27 protein-coding genes and 1 pseudogene are annotated in these 20,726 nt (G+C 43.9%); 20 read left to right on the forward strand and 8 right to left on the reverse strand.

Annotated features, from left to right (window positions below):
• Positions 1-15: 15 nt before the first annotated feature.
• From V7K27_RS36175 to V7K27_RS36185, 3 genes are read right to left on the reverse strand one after another with little or no spacing between them, the layout of a single operon-like run.
• The gene (locus V7K27_RS36175; protein ID WP_334953703.1) at positions 16-198 is read right to left on the reverse strand and encodes a hypothetical protein; all 183 of its coding nucleotides are present in this window, start codon (positions 196-198) and stop codon (positions 16-18) included.
• 38 nt (positions 199-236) lie between these two features.
• Positions 237-473 carry a hypothetical protein gene (locus V7K27_RS36180; protein ID WP_334953704.1) on the reverse strand — a complete coding sequence of 79 codons (237 nt, stop codon included), beginning with the start codon at positions 471-473 and terminating at the stop codon, positions 237-239.
• A complete protein-coding gene (locus V7K27_RS36185) occupies positions 473-703 on the reverse strand; it encodes a hypothetical protein (protein ID WP_334953706.1) in 231 nt (76 codons plus the stop codon). The genes V7K27_RS36180 and V7K27_RS36185 overlap by 1 nt, the downstream gene beginning before the upstream one ends.
• A gap of 104 nt (positions 704-807) precedes the next feature.
• Between V7K27_RS36185 and V7K27_RS36190 the strand changes: the two genes are divergently transcribed.
• The gene (locus tag V7K27_RS36190; protein ID WP_334953707.1) at positions 808-1,140 is read left to right on the forward strand and encodes a KGK domain-containing protein; all 333 of its coding nucleotides are present in this window, start codon (positions 808-810) and stop codon (positions 1,138-1,140) included.
• A 223-nt stretch (positions 1,141-1,363) separates the two neighbouring features.
• On the opposite strand, the gene V7K27_RS36675 is transcribed toward V7K27_RS36190, so the two are convergent.
• Positions 1,364-1,555, reverse strand: a complete 192-nt coding sequence (locus V7K27_RS36675) for a ribbon-helix-helix domain-containing protein (protein ID WP_442947681.1) — start codon at positions 1,553-1,555, stop codon at positions 1,364-1,366.
• A 269-nt stretch (positions 1,556-1,824) separates the two neighbouring features.
• Here V7K27_RS36675 and V7K27_RS36200 point away from each other — a divergent pair, with 269 nt between their 5' ends.
• The 12 genes from V7K27_RS36200 (at position 1,825) to shc (ending at position 10,869) form a co-directional block, all read left to right on the forward strand.
• Entirely contained in the window at positions 1,825-2,013 is a 189-nt protein-coding gene (locus V7K27_RS36200) for a hypothetical protein (RefSeq protein ID WP_334953709.1), read from the forward strand.
• Positions 2,014-2,266: 253 nt separating this feature from the next.
• Positions 2,267-2,473, forward strand: coding sequence for a hypothetical protein (locus V7K27_RS36205; protein ID WP_334953710.1), 207 nt, complete (start codon positions 2,267-2,269; stop codon positions 2,471-2,473).
• A gap of 47 nt (positions 2,474-2,520) precedes the next feature.
• Positions 2,521-2,781, forward strand: coding sequence for a hypothetical protein (locus V7K27_RS36210; protein WP_334953711.1), 261 nt, complete (start codon positions 2,521-2,523; stop codon positions 2,779-2,781).
• Positions 2,778-3,131 (forward strand): hypothetical protein, encoded by a 354-nt coding sequence (locus tag V7K27_RS36215; protein ID WP_334953712.1) that lies wholly within the window; start codon positions 2,778-2,780, stop codon positions 3,129-3,131. Before V7K27_RS36210 ends, V7K27_RS36215 begins: the two co-directional genes overlap by 4 nt.
• Before the next feature lie 97 nt (positions 3,132-3,228).
• Positions 3,229-3,474, forward strand: a complete 246-nt coding sequence (locus V7K27_RS36220) for a hypothetical protein (protein WP_334953713.1) — start codon at positions 3,229-3,231, stop codon at positions 3,472-3,474.
• Positions 3,464-3,928: a hypothetical protein gene (locus tag V7K27_RS36225; protein WP_334953714.1), complete on the forward strand. Its 465-nt coding sequence runs from the start codon at positions 3,464-3,466 to the stop codon at positions 3,926-3,928. Before V7K27_RS36220 ends, V7K27_RS36225 begins: the two co-directional genes overlap by 11 nt.
• Positions 3,925-4,596, forward strand: a complete 672-nt coding sequence (locus tag V7K27_RS36230) for a hypothetical protein (protein WP_334953715.1) — start codon at positions 3,925-3,927, stop codon at positions 4,594-4,596. Before V7K27_RS36225 ends, V7K27_RS36230 begins: the two co-directional genes overlap by 4 nt.
• 44 nt (positions 4,597-4,640) lie before the next feature.
• Entirely contained in the window at positions 4,641-6,122 is a 1,482-nt protein-coding gene (locus V7K27_RS36235; protein WP_334953717.1) for a hypothetical protein, read from the forward strand.
• 254 nt (positions 6,123-6,376) lie between these two features.
• Positions 6,377-6,670 carry a hypothetical protein gene (locus tag V7K27_RS36240; protein ID WP_334953718.1) on the forward strand — a complete coding sequence of 98 codons (294 nt, stop codon included), beginning with the start codon at positions 6,377-6,379 and terminating at the stop codon, positions 6,668-6,670.
• Positions 6,671-6,912: 242 nt separating this feature from the next.
• Positions 6,913-7,443, forward strand: coding sequence for a hypothetical protein (locus tag V7K27_RS36245; protein WP_334953719.1), 531 nt, complete (start codon positions 6,913-6,915; stop codon positions 7,441-7,443).
• 500 nt (positions 7,444-7,943) lie between these two features.
• On the forward strand, positions 7,944-8,585 hold the full coding sequence (locus V7K27_RS36250; RefSeq protein ID WP_334953720.1) for a tyrosine-type recombinase/integrase: 642 nt from the start codon (positions 7,944-7,946) through the stop codon (positions 8,583-8,585).
• A gap of 367 nt (positions 8,586-8,952) precedes the next feature.
• A complete protein-coding gene (gene shc / locus V7K27_RS36255; RefSeq protein ID WP_334953721.1) occupies positions 8,953-10,869 on the forward strand; it encodes a squalene--hopene cyclase in 1,917 nt (638 codons plus the stop codon).
• Between the two features lie 510 nt (positions 10,870-11,379).
• Here the strand turns inward: shc and V7K27_RS36260 are convergent.
• The 3 genes from V7K27_RS36260 to V7K27_RS36270 all read right to left on the reverse strand — a co-directional run bounded on the left by V7K27_RS36260 (position 11,380) and on the right by V7K27_RS36270 (position 13,352).
• Positions 11,380-11,829 (reverse strand): orange carotenoid protein N-terminal domain-containing protein, encoded by a 450-nt coding sequence (locus V7K27_RS36260; protein ID WP_334953722.1) that lies wholly within the window; start codon positions 11,827-11,829, stop codon positions 11,380-11,382.
• A 319-nt stretch (positions 11,830-12,148) separates the two neighbouring features.
• The gene (locus tag V7K27_RS36265) at positions 12,149-12,640 is read right to left on the reverse strand and encodes an orange carotenoid protein N-terminal domain-containing protein (RefSeq protein WP_334953723.1); all 492 of its coding nucleotides are present in this window, start codon (positions 12,638-12,640) and stop codon (positions 12,149-12,151) included.
• A 313-nt stretch (positions 12,641-12,953) separates the two neighbouring features.
• Positions 12,954-13,352, reverse strand: coding sequence for a DUF6335 family protein (locus tag V7K27_RS36270; RefSeq protein ID WP_334953724.1), 399 nt, complete (start codon positions 13,350-13,352; stop codon positions 12,954-12,956).
• Positions 13,353-13,662: 310 nt separating this feature from the next.
• Here V7K27_RS36270 and V7K27_RS36275 point away from each other — a divergent pair, with 310 nt between their 5' ends.
• The 6 genes and pseudogenes from V7K27_RS36275 to V7K27_RS36300 all read left to right on the forward strand — a co-directional run bounded on the left by V7K27_RS36275 (position 13,663) and on the right by V7K27_RS36300 (position 18,279).
• On the forward strand, positions 13,663-14,760 hold the full coding sequence (locus V7K27_RS36275; protein WP_334953726.1) for a DJ-1/PfpI/YhbO family deglycase/protease: 1,098 nt from the start codon (positions 13,663-13,665) through the stop codon (positions 14,758-14,760).
• A gap of 143 nt (positions 14,761-14,903) precedes the next feature.
• The gene (locus tag V7K27_RS36280) at positions 14,904-15,602 is read left to right on the forward strand and encodes an SRPBCC family protein (protein WP_334953727.1); all 699 of its coding nucleotides are present in this window, start codon (positions 14,904-14,906) and stop codon (positions 15,600-15,602) included.
• A 36-nt stretch (positions 15,603-15,638) separates the two neighbouring features.
• Positions 15,639-15,816, forward strand: a pseudogene (locus V7K27_RS36285) (glutathione-dependent formaldehyde dehydrogenase); the annotation flags it as partial.
• A 115-nt stretch (positions 15,817-15,931) separates the two neighbouring features.
• A complete protein-coding gene (locus V7K27_RS36290; protein ID WP_334953728.1) occupies positions 15,932-16,306 on the forward strand; it encodes a hypothetical protein in 375 nt (124 codons plus the stop codon).
• A 446-nt stretch (positions 16,307-16,752) separates the two neighbouring features.
• Positions 16,753-17,922 (forward strand): zinc-dependent alcohol dehydrogenase, encoded by a 1,170-nt coding sequence (locus V7K27_RS36295; RefSeq protein ID WP_334953729.1) that lies wholly within the window; start codon positions 16,753-16,755, stop codon positions 17,920-17,922.
• 15 nt (positions 17,923-17,937) lie between these two features.
• Positions 17,938-18,279 carry a cupin domain-containing protein gene (locus V7K27_RS36300; protein WP_334953730.1) on the forward strand — a complete coding sequence of 114 codons (342 nt, stop codon included), beginning with the start codon at positions 17,938-17,940 and terminating at the stop codon, positions 18,277-18,279.
• Between the two features lie 274 nt (positions 18,280-18,553).
• Here V7K27_RS36300 and V7K27_RS36305 read toward each other — a convergent pair whose 3' ends face one another.
• A complete protein-coding gene (locus tag V7K27_RS36305; RefSeq protein WP_334953731.1) occupies positions 18,554-19,792 on the reverse strand; it encodes a methionine gamma-lyase family protein in 1,239 nt (412 codons plus the stop codon).
• 86 nt (positions 19,793-19,878) lie between these two features.
• On the opposite strand from V7K27_RS36305, the gene V7K27_RS36310 reads away from it, so the two are divergent.
• Positions 19,879-20,700 (forward strand): acyl-CoA desaturase, encoded by an 822-nt coding sequence (locus V7K27_RS36310; RefSeq protein WP_334953732.1) that lies wholly within the window; start codon positions 19,879-19,881, stop codon positions 20,698-20,700.
• Positions 20,701-20,726 lie beyond the last annotated feature (26 nt).

The raw sequence follows: 20,726 nt of genomic DNA on the forward strand, positions 1-20,726 counted from the left end.
CTCCTCGGTCAGGAGCTAGCGCGATCGCACCCCGAAACATTTCATCAAATGCTCTCGACCTTGGGCTTCTGTCCAGCCTACTCGCTGCATTTCGGTGTCGGTCTGGTTCATCAGGTCGGTGAATTTCGGGCTTTTCGGTTCGTCATTGGTCATTGGGCGTTGGGCGTTGGGTATCCGTGCCGGGAATCCTGGATGCATCGTTTTTAAGAAGTGCGATCGCAGTTAGGAGTTAGGAGTTAGGAGTTAGGAGTTAGATCAAGCTGATGTCCCATTTCGCTAGCTAGATTTCTTGGCGTTGGATCGAAAAGGTAGTAACTGGTTTCTCGGTAAAAAGCCGAGGTGGGAGTTTTGAGCATTAAGAATAGATAGAGTCCATCGACAAGAATTAAGGCGGGCGGGAAATCGTTAACGCCTACCATCTCCTTGGTTTGCAGTATTTGCCCTGTGCTTGTGGTCAAAATGGCTTTTAGCATCACGCAACAGGGGTAAAGTCAACGTAATAGTCGGCGCCCACTCGAAATTGCTCTGATGCCTGTGGATTAGTGATTTGGAGTGTAATGTTACCGGCTGGTGTTGCTTTCCAGAAAGTTAGGTTTTCTTCGCTAGGTAGGTTGGTAGTGACTGGGTGGAAGATAACAGTCGCTCCGCCGTCTTCTTGGTCAATTTTGTTGTATTGGCAAGTGAATTTAGCTCGGACAGTCATTGGTTTGATTCCTTAGTAATTGGCGGGAAATGGGAAAGCTTAGGGAAGGCGGATCGAGTTGGTAGCTTGATCCGCCAATTGCTATACCCAAAGAGAAAATCGAAATGAGTGACGAAATTTACTTGCGCGATAATGATGTTGTGTCTTTTCAGGGGGTGGATTACAGCTTTGCTAATGCACAGACAGTAAAAGTTAATGAAATCAAAAATTCACTGATGCAAACTTGGTTTAAATCGCATCTGTCTGGCTGGATTGCTCACGGTATACCTTGTAAGGTTTTATTGGAAGAGGGAGGGGGATGGCAGGCTGGGAAAATTCGATTTCGGCTAGAGTTTATCCCTAGTGAGCCAAAAGTGCCTGAGCCAAAGCCTTCGACAGTTACCAGTGAGCCACAATCTCCGCTAGCTGATCTCCGATCGCAACTCAATCCCGAATAATCACAGATGCGTCGCCTGCTGATGGGTAGGCGACATATCCATGAATAAAGCCGTCCTTGCCATAGTAGGCAGGACGGCTTTTATGAAGCTTCCTGAAATTGTTTTTGAAGTTCGTCTCGGAGTACTTTGAACTCTTGAACCCTGGACTTAAGCCGAGTTACTTCGTCATTAAGGCGCTGAATTTCATTCTCTTTGAGTTCGACCTGATCACAATATTCATCGATCAGGTTGTCAAGCACTCCCCCAGTAACTGCTGTTCCGGGGCTGAAGATACTTGATTGCGAGCGATACGCTCGATTATCTCGCTTTTGCTGATTCCCAGTAAATTCGCTTTCTCCTCCAACAATTCCACGGCCTCTGGAGAAACTGACAGGTTTAGGTTTCGCTTCCTCTGTCCGTGTAACGGTTTTCTCATCTTTTGTTGTATCCATGCACTATTCCTTATTGTATACGCGCACTATCTTTACATTTATTGCGTGCAGTATTAGACTATATTTAGTTGTACGCGCAAACTACTTTTTTTGCAAGCCCGCGTAATAGCCTCACCCCAAACCAGGCAGAGATAGCAGCCTGCCCGCAATGAGCGATCGTAAAGACCTGCTAGGGGGAAACTTGACTTGACCTTGACTTACCCTGACTTAGCTTGACTTGACTTGACTTGACAAACCCACGGAGAAAACCGACATGAAAGTGACAGTCAAAGAACTAATTGAAAAGCTGCACGAGTACCCGCCAGATGCAGAGGTTGCGATCGAAGACCTGGACGACGATCAGGAATATTACATCAGCAGTTTTGCCCCAGGCGACAACAGAGTGACCATTGTCATCAGCAATGAAGAAGAGGAGGAGGAAGAGGAGGAAGAGGGAGGTTAAATTTTCGGCGCCAGGGCTAAATAATTCCTGGCAAATTAAAACTCCAGAGCGAATAGATGCCCCGGAGTCCTTTCACAAACTTATTACAGAGATTAGAAAAGGACAGCTTAACAGATGTCTAGTCAAACAGCAAAAAGGCGATCGCGGTTCAACACGTAGCTCTCATCCATGCTGAATGTTTCTTTTGTAACTGTCCACTAACCGTAAGTCGTAGCGATCGCCAACTGTTCAAATTTCTTAAGGAGTTTTACCAATGACAGAAGAGATCAACAAATCCTACGTCCAACATTACATTGCTAAAGCCAGCAGCACGGACAACCAAGACCTAAAAAACAATTACCTTTACCGTGCGGGAACCGAGATGGAAGTAATTGAGAGCGACGGCAACGACCAACTCAGCCTAGAACAACAGCAAACGGTATTAGATGCAGCTTCATCACTGCTAGTGGGTAACGAATAGCTTTTTATTTAGTCATTCAGGAGTCAAATATAAGTCAAAAACAAGGCATGACCATTCAACGACTCCAACTTGACTCACAAATTGACTGGATACCGATGTCCCTGGCAGCATCCTTGCTAGGAATTCATCCCAGCCAAGTTAGACGAGATAGAGCGGTACTACAAGAGTTGGACTTAATCGACTACACCAGCCATAGCGGCGGATTTACAAGAAAGACATTGGAATCTCTATGGATTTTTCGTCAACTTGTCAGCCAGCGAGGCAGAACCGAAGCCATAAAACAAATTAGCCATTATTTGGAACCATGAACGAACGAGACAGAGAAGCCGTAGCCCAAGCACTGCGTAATCAAAAACATCAACAGGCTGCCACCAGGACTGAGCAAATTGGAGAGAATGCTGCTCAAGTGGCCACAGGGCAGCTAGCAGTTATGTCTGAGCAACTGGCTGATAACATCGTTGACTACGTTTGGGCTGATGCCTTGCAAAAAGCCTTTGAACGCCTGGGACAAGGAGATATGGGAACGTTAGCCCCTCAAATGATTAAAGAATTTGGGAAAGGAATTACCGCCGACTTTCAGCTAGAAATAAAAGCCTTGGAGGAGTGGCACCGCTCCCCAAAATACCTGCTGCCGCCAAGCGGAGAATCCGACGTTTAACCGCTAACCAGCGTCAAAAACCAAACTGGCTAGCAATCATCATTGGCATTACCTCTGTTGTTATCAGCTTCTACCTGATGTCCAGAGCCATTAGCCAATGTCAGATTCCCGCAAGAAGCAGCGCATACATCACAAAGGATATTTTACCAAAATGACACTCGATAGCATCAACCTTAAGGCAAAATATTATGTCTGTGAGGGCAGCGCCGACAAGGGAGTAACCCAAGTAACTCCCACTGACGATCCAGAAAAGGCACTTTCTATAGCCCAAGCCAGCATCGCAAAAGTTCATTTTGTCAGCACCGTTAATCCTTTAACTGGGGAGGGTGGCGATGAAGCTTGACTTCATAACAGTGCTGTTAACGGTCGGTACTAGCACAAGCTTGCTGTTTGGCAGTGGTAACATCACCAACACCTTTAATTCTCTTGGTAATGCCAAAGAGATGATGCAAACAGCCACAGCCAAGAATAACGAGCTACGAGCTAGCCAGCAATCGGCCAAGAACCAAGCTGCAATCGCCGAAGAACGCTACAGAAATGGGTGTTTAATTCTTTTGTACAAAGGGCGACTGGTGGCGATCGCCCAAGGTAAACCAGTCTACGACCCCATAACAAAACAGCCACTTCCGAAAGGAACTGTAGTCTGTGATGGGTACGGAACCAGCGCAATTTTAGAACCGCGAGATTTTGACGGTGACGGCAAATTTCAGCCGGTCGTCGCCTCTGAGGCGTTTACGGGGAATAGCCAGCTAATCAAGCAATCCCTAGAAAGCAATAGGAGGGCATCGTACCAATGACCACCTTTTTTAGACGTAAGAGAATCAAATTCAACCTTTCAAAAACTGCTCTAAAAATTGCTGGCTGGGGTGCGGTTGGTTTGGGATTGTGGATATGTTACCTGAACATTGGTCCTTATGCCTATGTAGTCAAAGTCCTTTCTAGTAGGGTAATTGACACTACATTAATTCAAGGTTTCTACGCAATTCCTATACTAGGTAAATTATTTCAGGCTATCGGTTTAGTCAGCCATTGGGGGATAGGCTTACTGATTTGGGCAGTAATTCAAGTCTGCCAAATTCTTCCCATACTCCTGAAACATAACAGGAGATACATGAAAAATGTACTTGATGAAGTTGCCACCGGGGGAGTTTACCAAATCGGCGAGAAAGATGATCCGGTAGTCAAACAGCTAAAACGGCTCTACAACCTGCTGCCACTGCAATCTATGCGGAAAGCCCGAACCTACGCCAAGGTTTCTTATGGTGTAGACGCCTTGTTTTGTTCCATCGCCTATCCCCCAATTCCTGGGGGTGACATCGGACAATTATTGTTTGCTCTGGCAACTGCACAGTGGAATTTGATTGACTGGAGTGGGGTTGCGCTGATGCTAATCACGATGTTTGCAATTGAAATTTTGGTGAATCTAGCGCTTTGGTGGGCAGAAACTACCAAATACCTGAAGTAGAGACGGAGGCGGGGAGGGACACCCTCCCTTTTTGGGATATTTTTATGACTAATTTCAAACCGGAAAAATCCCGCAGTCCTGAAGACTGGCAAGAATTAGCGGTTGAGCGGGTTGATTCAACAGATAGCAACCTTGGTGTCGGTGGTGCAATTATTGCTGGATTAGTTCTGGGGGCGATCGCCTCTCCTCTGACCGGGGTGCTGGCTTTCTCGCTGATTTTGTACCGTTCTTTTCGGAAAACTCATTCTGTCAACTCAGCTGAGTCGGCAATTAGAGATTATGGATGTGTTGCGGCATTTCTGGAAGGTAATGACCTGAAAGATTACGCCCAACAAGTTGGTTTAGAAGAGTGCATTAACCAAATCCGCTGGGCAATTGACCGAGGACACAGCCCAAACTCTGATGCCCAATCTCTAATCCCGAAGTCTTCGGGCGCTACATCTGCTACCCAAAAAGTCACGGCGCTTGTGGGAAGTGCAACGAATGCCGTTAGCCGATTGCGTGGGGTAATTACCTTAAGCGCCCCGCAGATCCCAGTCGCCAATGATTTAATCGGTGCAATGAGCGATCGGATTCGCAACCACTTGATAATTGGAGCCCAAGGCAGCGGCAAGGGATTAACTGTTAGCAACGCCCTGGAGGCAATCAAAGCTAAACACCCAGACACGACTATTTTTTACATCGACCCCAAAGGTGATGAAAAAGAAACGGGTTATTTTACTGGTAGAGTAGATATTCTCAAACGCACCAAGGCACTAGAACAGAAACCATCTGCGGTGGTTGAATGGTTTAAGGCAGCCATTAAAGAATTTCAGAGTGCGGCGGGGCAGAAGTTGCTGATTTTGGACGAAGCAACTTATCTATCTAGTCTGATGAAACAGAGCGGTGAGGGCAACTGGTTTAAATCAGTGATTATGAGCTTGGTTAGCGTTGGCGATTCTCAAGGCTGGAACATTTGGATTCTGGCGTTAAACCCAAATACTGAAGACATTGGCGTTAGCGGTGGGGTGCGATCGCAATTTATGCCACTAACCCTAATCACGAATGAGAGCTTAACGACCTATACTGCTTTAATTGGAACCAAATGGTTGCCAGCGGATCGCAAATTGCCATCAGAGGACATCCAGGATCTATGCAAAGAATCTCCTGTTAATCGATGCTACTACTACGGACAATTTAATAACTGGTTTTCACTGCCAACACTGCCTAATTACTCTGTCTATGACCGCGACGCCAGGGCGATGCTAGAAGGATGCTTGGATGCAGTTCAAGATGAACCACCTGAACCGGACTCTGAACCACTGAACCAACCAACTGATAGGGAATACAGCGATTCTGGTAACGGTTCGGAACCAAGGTTCACGCCTCTGAACCTAACCCGTTCACAGGCTTTAGCCATGATTAACGCCCTGAGATCTGAACTGAACCAAACCGAGATTATAGAGCATCTCTGGCAGTGCAAGAAGGGCGGTTCAGCCGCTTGGAAGGAAGCTTATGCCCAGTTCAAACAGATATTAGAGACATGACTACTTCAGACTGCCCAATTGGTTTGATTTGTAGCGATTTCAAGTGCGATCGCGCCTTCTGCAATTTTTTAGCCGAGGGGTGTCCATTACCATTTTTTGTTAATCCCAGAAAGCTTTTTAGTGATTGTAGACAAAATTTTTGGGGCTTAAAAAACTTAAAAAATCAACATATTTTTTTATAACCAATGAGTTGGGAGCCAAGCAGAGAGAGTAAATCATTAACAATCCTTAATGATTGCAGGCATCACAGATGGGTGCTTATCCGAATTTCTTCAGACAGGCAGGGCAAATGGTTTGCATCCTGTAATCATCCATTCGACTTAGAAAGCAAGGAATACGATTCAGAAGAAGAAGCGATCGACGAGCTTCGTCGGCTCATCGATGCGGAACTTGACAAAGAAAACGAGCCACTAACCCAAGAAGAGTTAGACGCTTATGAGGAGTCTGTTTCTTGCTGGGACTGTGCGGGCACTGGGAAAATTTATGCCTATATCGGCGACAGTCAACCCGGTAGATGCTCAACCTGTAAAGGCACTGGATATTTGTAGTTTAGAGAAAGAGAAGGATGACTAACAAGAATTGCCCAAAATGCGATTGTACATGGCTGCAATACGAAGAAAAATACGGATATTGGGAGTGTGACGACTGCGGTAACATTTGGGGCGTTTGATGAAGATGATCCAGATTATGACGAAATTGAACTGTGTTCCAAGTGCCACGGCAAGGGAGTACTTTCCTTTGGTGGAGTGAATTTTTACTCCTGTACCTTGTGCGGTGGGAGGGGAACGTTTTGAGAGATTGTCCAATTGGTTTAATTTGCAGTGACTTTGAGTGCAATCGCCGCTACTGCGAAAATTTAGCTGATCCGTGGCCATTGCCTTACTACCTAAATCCTCGTTGGATGCCAGGCGTGGGACTGCTAGTTATCGTTCCAAGTCATGAATGGGATTGCACCACTGAAGAACACCTGATTGCTCAAAATGAAGAATATAACAATTGGGTTACAAGTGTCCGCAATGAGATGTGGATGGGAGGTTTCTGGTATGCAATTGATTTGCCATACGAAGTACATCCAGAAGGAGGACTGCTGGTAATCCACGATCTAAAACTCGACGGAGATGTGACTTTTTCCGAGCCTTGGATTTTCAATCCCAAGAAGCGGTATAACTGTGCCCCTACCCATTGGGAAGAATTTATGCGACCTGTTCCGCTAGAGGGTTGTAGACATCCTTTTACTGCTGATTACATCGAAAAAGATGGATTTTACCGTGACTTCCTATTGCGTTTCCTTGGTGATTTTGATGAGTCCTACGAGGAGTAAATATGGCAATAACCGTAGACCCTAAAACGAAAAAACTAAATATTCGCTTTAGAGTCAATGGTTATAGCAAGCAATTTTATTTGTCTAGCGGGCTTAAAGATTCATCTAAAAATAGAATTGTCGTAGAGCCTCGCTGGGAATAAATTCAGAGAGACATTGCACTGGGGCGATTTGATTCTACGCTAAAATCCTACAAATTTGGAAATTATCAAAATACTGTAGTCCCCGTAGAGAAAATATCTTTGGATAAGCTATGGGATAAATTCTTAGATTTCAAATCTCAACATTTAGAACTATCAACACTAGAGAGTGATTACAAGCAAATAACTAAAATTGTTGTAAAGCTATCAAGTAAGGAAATCAAAAATGCTCCAACAATCAGAGATTGGTTGTTAGCTGAATACAGCTACCATACAGCGTACAAAACACTTGCGGCTTTTTCTAGGTGCTGTAGATGGGCTATTGATTCGTGCTTAATTAATTCCAATCCTTTTGAAAAAATGCAATTACCAAGTCCCAAAAGTCGCAGTAACGAAAAAGCTTACACATTGGAACAAAGGGATCTAATCATTGCTGCTTTTGAATCTCACCCCAAATTTTCACACTACAGTAGCCTGATTAAATTTTTATTTTGGACTGGATGCCGACACGGAGAAGCGTTTGCTTTGACATGGGGGGATGTCAGCCATCAATGCACCAGGATCTCTATTACAAAAGCCTATGCCTCTCGCGTTCGTATTGTAAAAGGAACCAAAAATAACAAACGGCGGGTGTTCTCCTGCCTGCAAGATTCCAAACTGCAATCTTTGCTTGAAGAGGTTCAACCTAATTCCCCCGACCCAAAAGAATTGATTTTCAAAAGCACGACTGGGCAGAGACTCAATTTAAATATTTTAAACAAATGTTGGAGATACAACGACACTGGGGAATATCGCTATAGCGGTGTTGTAACAGAATTAGCCGACCAAGGCATGATTCCCTACCTAAATGCTTATAGTACTCGGCACACCTTCGCTACTTGGGCGATCGCTTCTGGATCGTCCCCAGAAAAGGTAGCTTACTGGATCGGGGATAACGTCCAAACAGTTTTAAGGTACTACTGCCACCCAGATGTCACTAAAGCTGAGTGCCCAGACTTTTAAATGCTACTCACCTGCTACTAAAAAATAGCTTAGAAATGCTTGCAATCTAGTTAGTTGCAATTCTAATACAATTACACCCATGACCGTCGCTTTGCTCCAATTCAAAATAAAAGAATTTAATTTTTAATTCCTACGAAGGGGGCTGACCTATAGCGTTTCCTAATCACATGAGGTATATCTTAGCCCCCTCCTTGCTTGCGGGGAGGGGGTTGGGGGTGGGGTTCTTATAACTCACTAAACCGAGAACCGCTATATTGCAAATTTTCAGTGACTCAGACACAATACTAACTCTACTGATTGAGGAAAAATTTTTTCACTCATTGTATTACCGTGTTTATAAGTGGGTGTTGAGGTTAAATAGTATTTGATGCAAACACAAGACAGGGTAAAAGTCAATCAAGTTGCAACGGCGATCGCAGCTAGCCAAGAATATTTGCTTTCGATTCAAAATCCCGCAGGTTACTGGTGGGCAGAGTTGGAATCTAATGTTACCATCACTGCTGAAGTCGTCCTCCTACATAAAATTTGGGGAACTGACCAAGGCAGACCTTTAGACAAAGTTGCAGCCTATCTGCGTCAACAGCAACGGCAGCATGGCGGCTGGGAACTTTACTATGGTGATGGCGGAGAACTTAGCACCTCGGTTGAAGCTTACATGGCGTTGAGGTTGCTAGGTGTACCAGCAAGCGATCCGGCGATGATTCGGGCGCAAGCTTTTATTCTCAAACGGGGCGGTATCAGCAAAACTCGGATTTTTACCAAGTTGCACTTAGCCTTGATTGGCTGCTACAACTGGCGCGGTATTCCCTCACTACCAGCTTGGGTGATGCTGTTGCCAAAGGCTTTCCCGGTCAATATCTACGAGATGTCTAGCTGGGCACGTTCCAGCACAGTGCCATTACTGATTGTATGCGATCGCAAACCTGTTTTTATCACCGATCCAACTATCAACCTAGATGAACTATACGTTGAAGGTGTTGATCAAGTCCGGTGGGAATTACCCCAAATTGGCGATTGGACAGATTTATTTCTCACTCTCGATCGGGGGTTCAAGTTAGCAGAACGCCTGAATTTAGTACCCTTCCGTGAACAAGGAATCAAAGCCGCCGAAAAGTGGATTTTAGAGCGCCAAGAAGCTACAGGCGACTGGGGCGGCATTATTCCGGCGATGTTGAATTCAATGCTAGCTTTACGCTGTCTGAATTATCACCCAAGCGACCCGATTGTGGCACGAGGTTTGCAAGCAATTGATAACTTTGGCATTGAAACAGAAAATAACTACCGGGTACAGCCCTGTATTTCACCTATCTGGGATACAGCTTGGGTAATACGTGCTTTGGTAGATTCTGGTTTTGCACCAGATCATTCGGCTGTGGTGCAAGCTGGAGAATGGTTATTGCAAAAACAAATTTTAGATTACGGAGATTGGGCTGTAAAAAATCGCCAAGGAAAACCAGGGGCTTGGGCGTTTGAGTTTGACAATCGCTTTTATCCAGATGTAGACGACTCGGCTGTGGTGGTGATGGCTCTAGATGTTGTAAAACTTCCTAATGAAAAAATCAAACAGGCTGCGATCGCTCGTGCCTTAAACTGGATTGCATCTATGCAATGTAAACCGGGCGGGTGGGCTGCTTTTGATTTGGATAACGATCAAGATTGGCTCAACTCGATTCCTTATGGCGACTTGAAAGCCATGATTGATCCAAACACCGCAGATGTTACGGCTAGAGTCATAGAAATGCTGGGTGCTTGTAATCTGTCAATTGATAGTGATAATTTAGAGCGATCGCTTGCTTATCTTCTGCGCGAACAAGAAACTGAAGGCTGTTGGTTTGGTCGTTGGGGTGTAAATTATATCTACGGCACAAGTGGTGTCCTCTCAGCCTTGGCGTTAATTGCTCCTCAAAGGCATAAACTCAGTATACAACGGGGAGCAGCTTGGTTAGTGGCATGTCAAAATCCAGATGGGGGTTGGGGTGAGACTTGCCGCAGCTATGATGATCCCAGTCTTAAAGGGAAAGGAAATAGTACTGCATCTCAAACTGCTTGGGCAATAATAGGGTTGATAGCAGCAGGTGAAGCAACTGGTAAATTAGCTCTTGATGTAATTGAGCGGGGAATTGACTATTTAGTGGCAACTCAACAGCCCAATGGGACTTGGTTTGAGGCAGACTTTACAGGTACCGGCTTCCCCTGCCATTTTTATCTCAAGTATCATATGTATCAACAATACTTTCCTTTAATCGCGTTAGGTCGCTATCAAGCAGTGATTAAAAAAGGTTAGGGACTTCCAACAAATAAATTACCCAATCTTATGGGGTGGGCCGAAAAGCCATTGGTGTCAACTTAAGCCAAAACCCTTTCAAAACCTCGTTTCCAGCCAGAGGCTGGAAATGCAGATCATTGCGGCTCTGCCGCAAGTCTTGAGGCGGAGCCTCAATGAAGGGTATTCCCAGTCGGAGACTGGGAACGAGACAAGAGTGTTAGGGACTTCCAACAAATAAATTAGCCAATCTTGTGGGGTGGGCATCTTGCCCGCCTTTGTATACGTGCACTCGTGTAGCCCACCCCACAAGAAGTAGTTGAGTATTTTTTTATCAAAAAATTGGGTTTAAAACCCCGTGCTTCTTGCACGGCTTTAAGTTTTGATGTCTAAATCTAAATCCCCGTTACAAAACTGTACTTCCGACTTCCGACTTCCGACTTCATTAATTGTCAGTCCCTTAATTGTCGTTACTGTCCTTAAAAATAAAGGTGAGGCATAGCCCCACCTACGATTCTTGACTCAAAACTGTTACAGCACCCGCTTGAAGAAAGTCACTAAATCCTCAATGTTCGGTGTGTGAAGTAAATCTAATACTTCTGTAGCTTTTTCAGAAGGTATATAGTCATTTGGTACACCGATGATTGAAGTTCCCAAATTTTGGGCTAGTTGATACCAAAAAGCCAATTTCTCGTCAACGCTTATTGAAGCATACTCTTCATTAGAAATTGCCTTTCCCCGTACTTCATCTTGGTTTAGCAACTGACGCAAAGCCAAAAGCTGTTCTGCTTGGGGTAGATTTTGAATTCGTGCAACTAAATTCGCAGTCTTTTCATTTGGCATATCATTGAGAGCGATCGCTGGAATTGTATCAGCAATTTCAGTATACAGTAACGCTAGAACCGTCAGGCGATCGTCTATATCCAAATTCTGAAATTTTGTTACACTTTGTTCTAAAAAATTGATGTTGGTAGAAGTCATAAACACCTCGAAGTAATTAACTACTTAATTAACTAAAAAATTATTAAGTGAAAATTGTAATCCTGCCTTCAGCCAGTTCGACTATCGCTTTGCTCTTAAACAGAACGAACATGAATTGATTTGAGTAAATCTGTTCTGCTGGTAATAATTCATGTCAAGTAAATAGCTGTTGATATAGATAATTACAGAGTAAGAGTTTTAGTTTTTACTCTGTATTTATTTATCAACAAAAATCAAAATTCAGCTTTAGATTAAGCGACTGGCGGATATAGCAAGCTTTAAGAGATACCCTCAAGCAGCCTCAAAAGTTAGAAATTTGCTAAATTCCAGCACCTGCTTTTGCTTCGGCACCCATTGGCGAAACATAATCACGGAAAAGAGTAATCTGTTGCTCAAAGGCTAATCCTTGAATTCTGCCAAACAATGCTTTAGATTCTGAAGGAAGTTGATAATCATCTGGTATAGGAATGATAGTGCCATTTTCCATACCTTGAGATAATCGATACCAAAACAGTAGCTTGGTGGTATCACCCAAAGAGCCATATTCACGAGAAATTTGGGTATCCACCTTATTAATCAAATCACGCTGAACTTGTAATTGTTGTTCGTGAGTTAAGTCCTTAACTTGATTAAATAAACCTTCAGCTATTTCTGGCGAGACAGTGCTGGCACCAGGAGCGGCTGGAGTAATTGACCTCCCTATTTCTTTGTAAATGAACCAAAACAAAGCAAGCTGTTGATCCACATCTAACTTTTGCCAAGCTTGAACATGTTCACGAATAGTTGGATCGTTAGTTTGCGTGTATGTCATTATTAACTCCAGTTGCAATTTATCAGTGTTATCAATAACGTTATCAAATTTACATTTGGAGTTTTACCCTACTGAAGACAGATGTCTTGGAATCATAAAGAAGAATTCAGAATTCAGGAGTCAGAATTCAGGAGTCAGAATTGGAATGCTAAAAATTTGAGAGATTTTTAAGAGATATTTCGGTGGATAGATGTTAATTTGATTGTGACAGTGCTTTTTTAAGCACTGCCCAATTCAGCGACATTAATTTGTAAACGGCTATATCCAATTTGTAATATATACAGTAGAAATACCGCTTCTGCTTTTATTTAGCTTATTCTCGCCGGTCTTGATAATCTTCAGAAGACTTTGGATCTAACTCCCAGCGATCGCCGTCACGTTCCTCTAAAATATCGTTGGTATGCAGAAACTCAGAGTCATCCATTTCTAGCCCTACGGCTGCTTCTAGCTCCTCAGTTACATTTTGATCGGGATTGGAAGTACTACCACCAACGGCTTTATCCCCAACTGCATCTGCATCTTGCCAATAAGTATCAACATCCCCAGCAGTGAATTCAGGACTAGTTTCTGTGTACTCCTCTGTTTCTGCTTCCGTTGAAGTACCGCCAAGATTGTATCCCGACAAGTCTTTTACACCAGTACCATAGGATTCGGTAATTTCCTGTGGCAAATCATTGGTTTTAATTTTGTCATGATGATTTTTTTCTGCCATGATACTAGTCCTTTTCTGCATTCTCACAATAACGTTTTCTTGTCAAGAAGTTGTCTAACTAGAGAGGTATAGCTTTAGAAATAAAATAATCTATCCCCTTGGAACGACGCTGAATTAGCGATCGCGCCATACTATTGGAAATATGAAATCATGGTCAAGCAACTTGTAGTTGAAGTTTTTTAGTTATGAGTTAGGGGTTATCAAACCGAAATTCTTCAGTAGCCAACTTCTAACTCATAATTATTTTGTATTTTTGAGCAATCAATATTTTAGCTAGTTAAAAACTAGAAAAAAACAGGTAATACCATCTATGACTGACTATAACAATCATTCCAGGAATAAAAAAGTTGCCATTCTCATTGAACAGGCAGTAGAGGATGCAGAATTTACAGTTCCTTATAATGGACTAAAACAAGCAGGAATCGAGGTAGTAGTTCTCGGTTCCCGAATCAATGAAAAATATAAGGGTAAACGCGGTAAACTTAGCGTACAAGCTGATGGTACTACGACAGAAGCGATCGCAGCCGAATTCGACGCAGTAGTGATTCCTGGTGGGATGGCTCCCGATAAAATGCGGCGAAACCCTAACACAGTACGCTTTGTACAAGAGGCTATACAACAAGGAAAATTGGTAGCTGCGGTTTGCCACGGCCCACAAGTTTTGATTGAAGGCGACTTGCTCAAAGGTAAACAAGTTACAGGCTTTAGCGCTATTGCTAAAGACATCATTAACGCTGGTGGAAATTATTTAGACGAACCGGTGGTAGTTGACGGAAATTTAATTACATCTCGTGAACCCGGAGATTTGCCAATTTTCACCACAGCTATTTTAAGCCGTTTGGGTTATGGTGGCAAAGATGCTGCATTACCAAATGAGAAAGACACAACTGCTGAATGGTGGAAGCTAGCTGATGCTTGGGGTGGCTCAACTAAAAGTGAGATCAGCAGAGGTTTAAATAGTGCCCTTACTGGTGAACGTTATTCGCTAGAAGCATTTGAGAAGTACTTGGAAAAGGAATCAGATAGCGAAGTAAAATCAGTTTTTCAAGAAATCATTGCTAATAAACAGCGCCACATTGAAAAACTGGAAACCTACCTTCAGCTACTGGGCGAAAAACCCTCTTTGGGGGCAAATATTGCCAATCAGTATGCCAAGGTGAAAACTGCCTTAACCGGAAGTGATGATATATATCAGTTACGTTCCGCTTTGGGGGATGTGCAAACGGGTATTGGCGATATTGGCAATTTGTCTGCGATGTTAACTGACCCAGTAGCAACTGCTATTTTCAAAGAAATTTACCACGATTTATTGAAATCCGAACAGCGATTGGTAGAACTATATCGGGCGCGGATAGCCGCTCAAATTCAGCCTCCTAAGCCGACTACAGGGGCTGCTGTATCAATCTAACAAACCGCAGCTTTGTCATTTGTCATTGGTCATTGGTCAAGGTTTTAAGCCTATTTACGTTTCGTAACATAATTGGGTTTATTTCCAACGACTTACTTATTTGCGCCTCTGTGGTTAATTTACTGTGATGGAGATATAAAAAAGTGACTTCGACATCAGGTGATAAACTGACTACCAGTCAAGGTGAAGCTAGTGAAGTAGAGCGTTGGGCATCTCTCATCGGTGGTGGTGCGATGGTGCTGATGGGTTTAAGACAAGGCTCTTTGCGGGGAGTGCTGACGGCTTTAGCTGGTGGGGGTTTGCTATATCAAGGTGCAACTAAACAAAGCGCAATCCAGCAAGCACAAGAAGCAATCGGGATAAACCAACCCATCAAAGTTGAAAAGACGGTAACAATTAATAAATCGGCAGAAGAATTGTATCGCTTTTGGCACAACTTTGAGAATCTGCCTACATTTATGAAGCATCTCAAATCTGTAAGCGTGTACAACGAAAAACGTTCTCATTGGATATCCAATGCACCCTTGGGTAACAGCGTAGAATGGGATGCCGAAATTCTCGAAGACCGGGAAAATGAGTTTATTTCTTGGGCTTCTGTGGAAGGTGCAGACGTTGATAATTCTGGTTTTGTTCGCTTTAAAAAAGCCCCAGGCGATCGCGGTACAGAAGTAAAGATTGTCTTGGAGTATAACCCGCCAGGTGGAGCGTTGGGAGCTACCGTAGCTAAACTTTTTGGTGAAGAACCAGAACAGCAAATTGGTGATGAATTGCGCCGCTTCAAGATGCTAATGGAAGCAGGCGAAATTGCCACCACCGAAGGTCAATCAAGGGGAAGCAAGTAGTTATTCCCCCAATGACGCCATATAATTAGCGCCTAGATGATGGGTGTTGAAAAAGCGATCAATAGCGATCGCTTTCCCGAACGCCTGGAAATGGCGAAAAAGTTTGCCAAAGCAGAAGTGATTAACTCCGAAGACCGAAGAAGTTAATGCTGGCGAAGCGTTGAAAGAGAAGATTGGTAGCCGTGGCATCGATGCTGTTCGTTTAGAAGGCTATCATATATTTCAACAAAAAAAGGATAACTGCATCAAAGTTGTTCTTAAACCCTGAATGGTGAATAGTCATTCAGCGTTTTGAATTGTACACCCAACATAATGCAATCGAGGTTTTTATGAATCGAGTAATTTCATGGCTGCGGAATATTCGGATCTCCCAAATCCTTGTAGTTTTTCTGGTAGGATTTATGTTTTTACTGGGTCAGGCTTTTAGCTACGTTAATGTAGCACAAGCTGATGTTAAAACTCCAGAAGGTACTTATTACAAGGGAACACCAGACAAAGGTGAAATCAGAAACGATACCCAAATCAAAGATACCGAAAATCCATTAAAAAGCGTTGCTGATAATATCCGCGAAAAGCTAAATTTGGATGAAAAAGCTCCTAAAGCTACAAAAGAGTTTTTTGATCCTGCAAACAACGAAGCCGGAGATAAATCTTCATCATCTGATAAAGATACAGAAGGTTATTCCCAAAATCATTCTAGCTAGCAAACAACTGAGAGACAGAAGCTAGATTTGTGGCAACTTTTGAGTCTAAATTTTTGACTCATATAGCGTTTCCTAATCACATGAGGTAGATCATAGTCCCCTCCTCGCAAGCGGGGAGGGGGTTGGGGGTGGGGTTCGTACCTACACAACCGAGAACCGCTATATATTGCGGACTTTTCACGTTATGTGGAAAAGCCACAAAAACCTAACCCCCTAACCCCCTTCCCTACCAGGGTTGGGGGAAAATTCAAAGTCTCTCTCCTTTTAGGAGAGAGAAATAGAAGTGAGGTTTTCCAGATACCGTGAAAAGTCAGCTATATATTGTTGTCAAATAACTTTTGAGTAGCTACTGAGACGCGATAATTATCGCGTCTCAACATCACGATAAATCTAGTATTTATCTTGATATTAACCAGCCAACAATCATAACTAAGGACTAAATAATTATGAAAGCAGTTTGCTGGCATGGAGCAAATGATGTGCGGGTAGAAACAGTTCCCGACCCGAAAATTATCAACCCACGCGATGCCATTGTTAAAATTACGTCTACGGCAATCTGCGGTTCTGATTTGCATATTTACAACGGCTACATCCCCACAATGGAAAAGGGCGATATCCTTGGTCATGAATTCATGGGGGAAGTCGTGGAACTGGGAAGCGCAGTTAAAAATGTCAACGTAGGCGATCGCGTCGTTGTTCCCTTCACCATCTCCTGCGGTAACTGCTTTTTCTGCAATCGGGATTTATCGTCGTTGTGCGATAACTCTAACCCCAATGCTTGGTTAGTAGAAAAGCAAATGGGCTATTCGCCATCAGGTCTATTTGGCTACTCTCATTTATTCGGCGGTTATGCCGGTGGTCAAGCAGAGTATGCACGAGTTCCATTTGCCGATGTAGGCTTGTTTAAAATTCCCGATGGTTTGACGGATGAACAAGTGCTATTTCTAACAGATATTTTCCCCACTGGCTATATGGCAGCTGAAAACTGCAACATCAAACCTGGTGATATTGTCGCTATTTGGGGCTGTGGCCCAGTCGGACAATTCGCGATCAAAAGCGCATATATGCTAGGTGCGGATCATGTCATTGCCATTGACCGCATTCCCGAACGTCTGCAAATGGCTAAAGAATACGGCAAAGCTGAAGTTCTCAACTACGAAGAAGTGGATGTAGGCGAAGCACTCAAAGAAATGACTGGCGGTCGTGGACCCGATGCTTGCATTGATGCAGTGGGAATGGAAGCACACGGCACAGATTTTATGGCATTATACGATCAAGTAAAGCAAGCGGTGCGTCTAGAAACAGATCGCCCAACAGCATTACGGCAAGTAATTGTGTCTTGTCGGAAAGGTGGTCACGTATCAATTCCGGGTGTGTATGGTGGCTTTGTAGACAAAGTGCCGATGGGTGCTGCTATGAACAAGGGTCTAACCTTAAAAATGGGACAAACCCACGTCCACAAGTATCTAAAACCTTTGCTAGAACACATCCAAAACGGTGAAATTGATCCAACATTCATCATCAGCCACACATTACCTCTAGAACAAGCGCCCCACGGCTACGAAATTTTTAAGGACAAGAAAGAAAACTGCACCAAAGTTGTACTCAAACCCTAATTTTAGGAGTTTAATATGAGTGATAGCACCGTTACGAAAATAGATTCTACCCATTCCCCTAAAGGTAAACTTGGTCAAAAATATCTAGCCTCTGGCAAAGATGTTGCGATCCGTCTTTGGGAAGACGAACAACCAAACGAACACAAAGAGCCAAGTTCGCGCGACTATGAAACAGTTGGTTATGTAATTAATGGTCGTGCCCAATTGGACATTGAAGGGCAAACAATTTTACTAGAGCCTGGGAATTCCTGGGTTGTGCCTAAAGGAGCTAGCCACACTTACAAAATCCTTGAACCATTTACTGCTGTTGAGGCAACTAGTCCACCGGCTCAAGTTCACGGACGGGATGAAATTTAAAACAAGTCGCAAGTCGCAAGTCGCAAGTCGCAAGTAAGTTTTGTGACTCTTATTTAGACCCCGACCCAAAACTTACCGGTTATTGAACCGGGGGACTTAAACCCACGGTACTTGGTTAAACCTACTATAGTCGTTTGAAATTGCCTGTAAATTAGGTATTTCGTAGGGTAGCACAGCTAGCTGTGCTGCCCTATAGCGTGTTGGTTAGAGAAAATCGTACAAAATGTGAGGCGATATAGGTTGAATAAGCTAGCGATCGCCTTTAACTAATTTCTCAACAAACCTCACAACTTCCGACTGCATCGATCGCAGCTGACAATGCGATCGCCACATGAGTCCAATGAGTTCCCCCCTGGCAATAAACCACATACGGTTCACGCAAAGGTCCATCTGCTGATAATTCCAAAGTACTCCCTTCAATAAATGTCCCCCCAGCCATGACTACCAGGCTCTCATACCCCGGCATTTCATCTGGAACAGGGTCTAAGTAGGAACCGATAGGAGAATGCTGTTGTATGGCTTTACAGAAAGCAATTAGCTTTTCGGCAGAACCGAGTTTAATTGCCTGAATTACATCCCCACGGGGAGCCAGGGGACCGGGATTAACTGGATAACCGAGTTTGTCAAAGACATAACCAGTCAGATAAGTCCCTTTCATCGCCTCTCCGACCATCTGCGGCGCTAAAAATAGTCCTTGGAACAGCAGACGATTTTGGTCAAAAGTAGCACCACCATAACTACCGATACCGGGAGCAGTGAGACGACAGGCGGCGGCTTCCACTAAGTCGGCGCGACCGGCGACATAACCGCCAGCGCTGACAATGGTGCCACCAGGATTTTTAATCAATGACCCAGCGATTAAATCAGCACCTACGGCTGTAGGTTCCCTGGTTTCAATAAATTCGCCATAGCAGTTATCCACAAAGCAAACGGTGTTCGGGTTTTGCTGTTTGACTAAGTGGACGATTTTTTCAATATCAGCAATTGATAAACTCGGACGCCAAGAATAGCCACAAGAACGCTGAATTAACACTAAACGCGTGTTTTCAGCCACACTAGTACTTATTGCTTGCCAATCTATAGTTTCTTGGGGGGTTAGCTCCAATTGGCGGTATTTTATGCCAAACTCGATCAGAGAGCCTTGACCTTGACCCCGTAAACCAATGACTTCTTCAAGCGTATCGTAGGGAGAACCGACCACTGCTAACATTTCATCTCCAGGACGGAGGACACCAAACAAAGCACAGGCGATCGCATGAGTTCCCGAAACAAACTGCACTCGCACCGCCGCAGCTTCGGCACCCATAACTTCGGCAAAAACTTTATCTAAAGTTTCTCGTCCTAAATCATCGTGACCATAGCCACTTACACCCGCAAAGTGGTGTGCGCCCACACGGTGATTACGAAAAGCATCCAGGACTCGTTTTAGATTATGCTTGACCTGAGCGTCAATTCCAGAAAAAATTTCTAATAGTGCCTGTTCTGCTTGCCGCAGCTGTTCTAAGCTGTTCATCAGTTCCTTGTTCAAAATAAAATTATAGATATGCGGATTTTTAGATCGCACAGACTAGGCCAAAAAATTCAAATTCAGGTTAATGCATGACAATTGCTACTTCAACTAAACCTCAAATTAACTGGGTTAATACCCTGTTTTTCATTGGACTGCATATCGGCGCTTTATTTGCCTTTGTTCCTGGTAACTTTAGCTGGACAGCAGTTGGTGTGGGTTTCTTGCTGTATTGGGTAACTGGCGGTTTAGGCGTAACTCTGGGATTTCATCGCCTTGTTACCCACCGCAGTTTTCAAACTCCCAAGTGGCTAGAATACCTGTTGGTTTTCTTCGGGACACTCTCCTGTCAAGGAGGCCCCATTGAGTGGATAGGAACACATCGTATCCATCATTTGCACTCAGATACTGACGCTGATCCCCATGATTCCAATAAAGGCTTTTGGTGGAGCCACATGGATTGGCTGATTCACTATTGTCCCGCTCACGCTGATGTTCCTCGTTTCACCAAGGACATTGCCGAAGACCCATTTTATCAGTTTTTGGAAAAATATTTCATTTTGATCCAGGTTGCTCTGGGTGTATTGCTTTTGCTTCTGGGTGGCTGGCCGTTCGTTGTTTGGGGAATTTTTGTTCGCATTGTCTGGGTTTACCACTGCACTTGGTTGGTGAACAGTGCTACTCATAAATTTGGCTATCAGAGCTATGATTCTGGTGATCGATCGACCAATTGCTGGTGGGTAGCCGTACTAGTTTTCGGTGAAGGCTGGCACAATAACCATCATGCCTTTCAATACTCAGCTCGTCATGGGCTGGAATGGTGGGAAATCGATTTAACTTGGATGACTGTTCAATTGCTGCAAGCAGTTGGTCTGGCTACTAATGTGAAGTTAGCCCCAAGCAAAATGAGTTAGGAGACGCGATTAATCGCGTCTGTACA

Source organism: Nostoc sp. (assembly GCF_036919575.1).
Lineage (GTDB): Bacteria > Cyanobacteriota > Cyanobacteriia > Cyanobacteriales > Nostocaceae > Nostoc.

What these genes read in the sequence shown, in the direction of transcription:
- V7K27_RS36175 (WP_334953703.1), bottom strand. Translation starts at nt 198, where the DNA reads ATGCATCCAGGATTCCCGGCACGGATACCCAACGCCCAACGCCCAATG.
- V7K27_RS36180 (WP_334953704.1), bottom strand. Translation starts at nt 473, where the DNA reads ATGCTAAAAGCCATTTTGACCACAAGCACAGGGCAAATACTGCAAACC.
- V7K27_RS36185 (WP_334953706.1), bottom strand. Translation starts at nt 703, where the DNA reads ATGACTGTCCGAGCTAAATTCACTTGCCAATACAACAAAATTGACCAA.
- V7K27_RS36190 (WP_334953707.1), top strand. Translation starts at nt 808, where the DNA reads ATGAGTGACGAAATTTACTTGCGCGATAATGATGTTGTGTCTTTTCAG.
- V7K27_RS36675 (WP_442947681.1), bottom strand. Translation starts at nt 1,555, where the DNA reads ATGAGAAAACCGTTACACGGACAGAGGAAGCGAAACCTAAACCTGTCA.
- V7K27_RS36200 (WP_334953709.1), top strand. Translation starts at nt 1,825, where the DNA reads ATGAAAGTGACAGTCAAAGAACTAATTGAAAAGCTGCACGAGTACCCG.
- V7K27_RS36205 (WP_334953710.1), top strand. Translation starts at nt 2,267, where the DNA reads ATGACAGAAGAGATCAACAAATCCTACGTCCAACATTACATTGCTAAA.
- V7K27_RS36210 (WP_334953711.1), top strand. Translation starts at nt 2,521, where the DNA reads ATGACCATTCAACGACTCCAACTTGACTCACAAATTGACTGGATACCG.
- V7K27_RS36215 (WP_334953712.1), top strand. Translation starts at nt 2,778, where the DNA reads ATGAACGAACGAGACAGAGAAGCCGTAGCCCAAGCACTGCGTAATCAA.
- V7K27_RS36220 (WP_334953713.1), top strand. Translation starts at nt 3,229, where the DNA reads ATGTCAGATTCCCGCAAGAAGCAGCGCATACATCACAAAGGATATTTT.
- V7K27_RS36225 (WP_334953714.1), top strand. Translation starts at nt 3,464, where the DNA reads ATGAAGCTTGACTTCATAACAGTGCTGTTAACGGTCGGTACTAGCACA.
- V7K27_RS36230 (WP_334953715.1), top strand. Translation starts at nt 3,925, where the DNA reads ATGACCACCTTTTTTAGACGTAAGAGAATCAAATTCAACCTTTCAAAA.
- V7K27_RS36235 (WP_334953717.1), top strand. Translation starts at nt 4,641, where the DNA reads ATGACTAATTTCAAACCGGAAAAATCCCGCAGTCCTGAAGACTGGCAA.
- V7K27_RS36250 (WP_334953720.1), top strand. Translation starts at nt 7,944, where the DNA reads ATGCAATTACCAAGTCCCAAAAGTCGCAGTAACGAAAAAGCTTACACA.
- shc (WP_334953721.1), top strand. Translation starts at nt 8,953, where the DNA reads ATGCAAACACAAGACAGGGTAAAAGTCAATCAAGTTGCAACGGCGATC.
- V7K27_RS36260 (WP_334953722.1), bottom strand. Translation starts at nt 11,829, where the DNA reads ATGACTTCTACCAACATCAATTTTTTAGAACAAAGTGTAACAAAATTT.
- V7K27_RS36265 (WP_334953723.1), bottom strand. Translation starts at nt 12,640, where the DNA reads ATGACATACACGCAAACTAACGATCCAACTATTCGTGAACATGTTCAA.
- V7K27_RS36270 (WP_334953724.1), bottom strand. Translation starts at nt 13,352, where the DNA reads ATGGCAGAAAAAAATCATCATGACAAAATTAAAACCAATGATTTGCCA.
- V7K27_RS36275 (WP_334953726.1), top strand. Translation starts at nt 13,663, where the DNA reads ATGACTGACTATAACAATCATTCCAGGAATAAAAAAGTTGCCATTCTC.
- V7K27_RS36290 (WP_334953728.1), top strand. Translation starts at nt 15,932, where the DNA reads ATGAATCGAGTAATTTCATGGCTGCGGAATATTCGGATCTCCCAAATC.
- V7K27_RS36295 (WP_334953729.1), top strand. Translation starts at nt 16,753, where the DNA reads ATGAAAGCAGTTTGCTGGCATGGAGCAAATGATGTGCGGGTAGAAACA.
- V7K27_RS36300 (WP_334953730.1), top strand. Translation starts at nt 17,938, where the DNA reads ATGAGTGATAGCACCGTTACGAAAATAGATTCTACCCATTCCCCTAAA.
- V7K27_RS36305 (WP_334953731.1), bottom strand. Translation starts at nt 19,792, where the DNA reads ATGAACAGCTTAGAACAGCTGCGGCAAGCAGAACAGGCACTATTAGAA.
- V7K27_RS36310 (WP_334953732.1), top strand. Translation starts at nt 19,879, where the DNA reads ATGACAATTGCTACTTCAACTAAACCTCAAATTAACTGGGTTAATACC.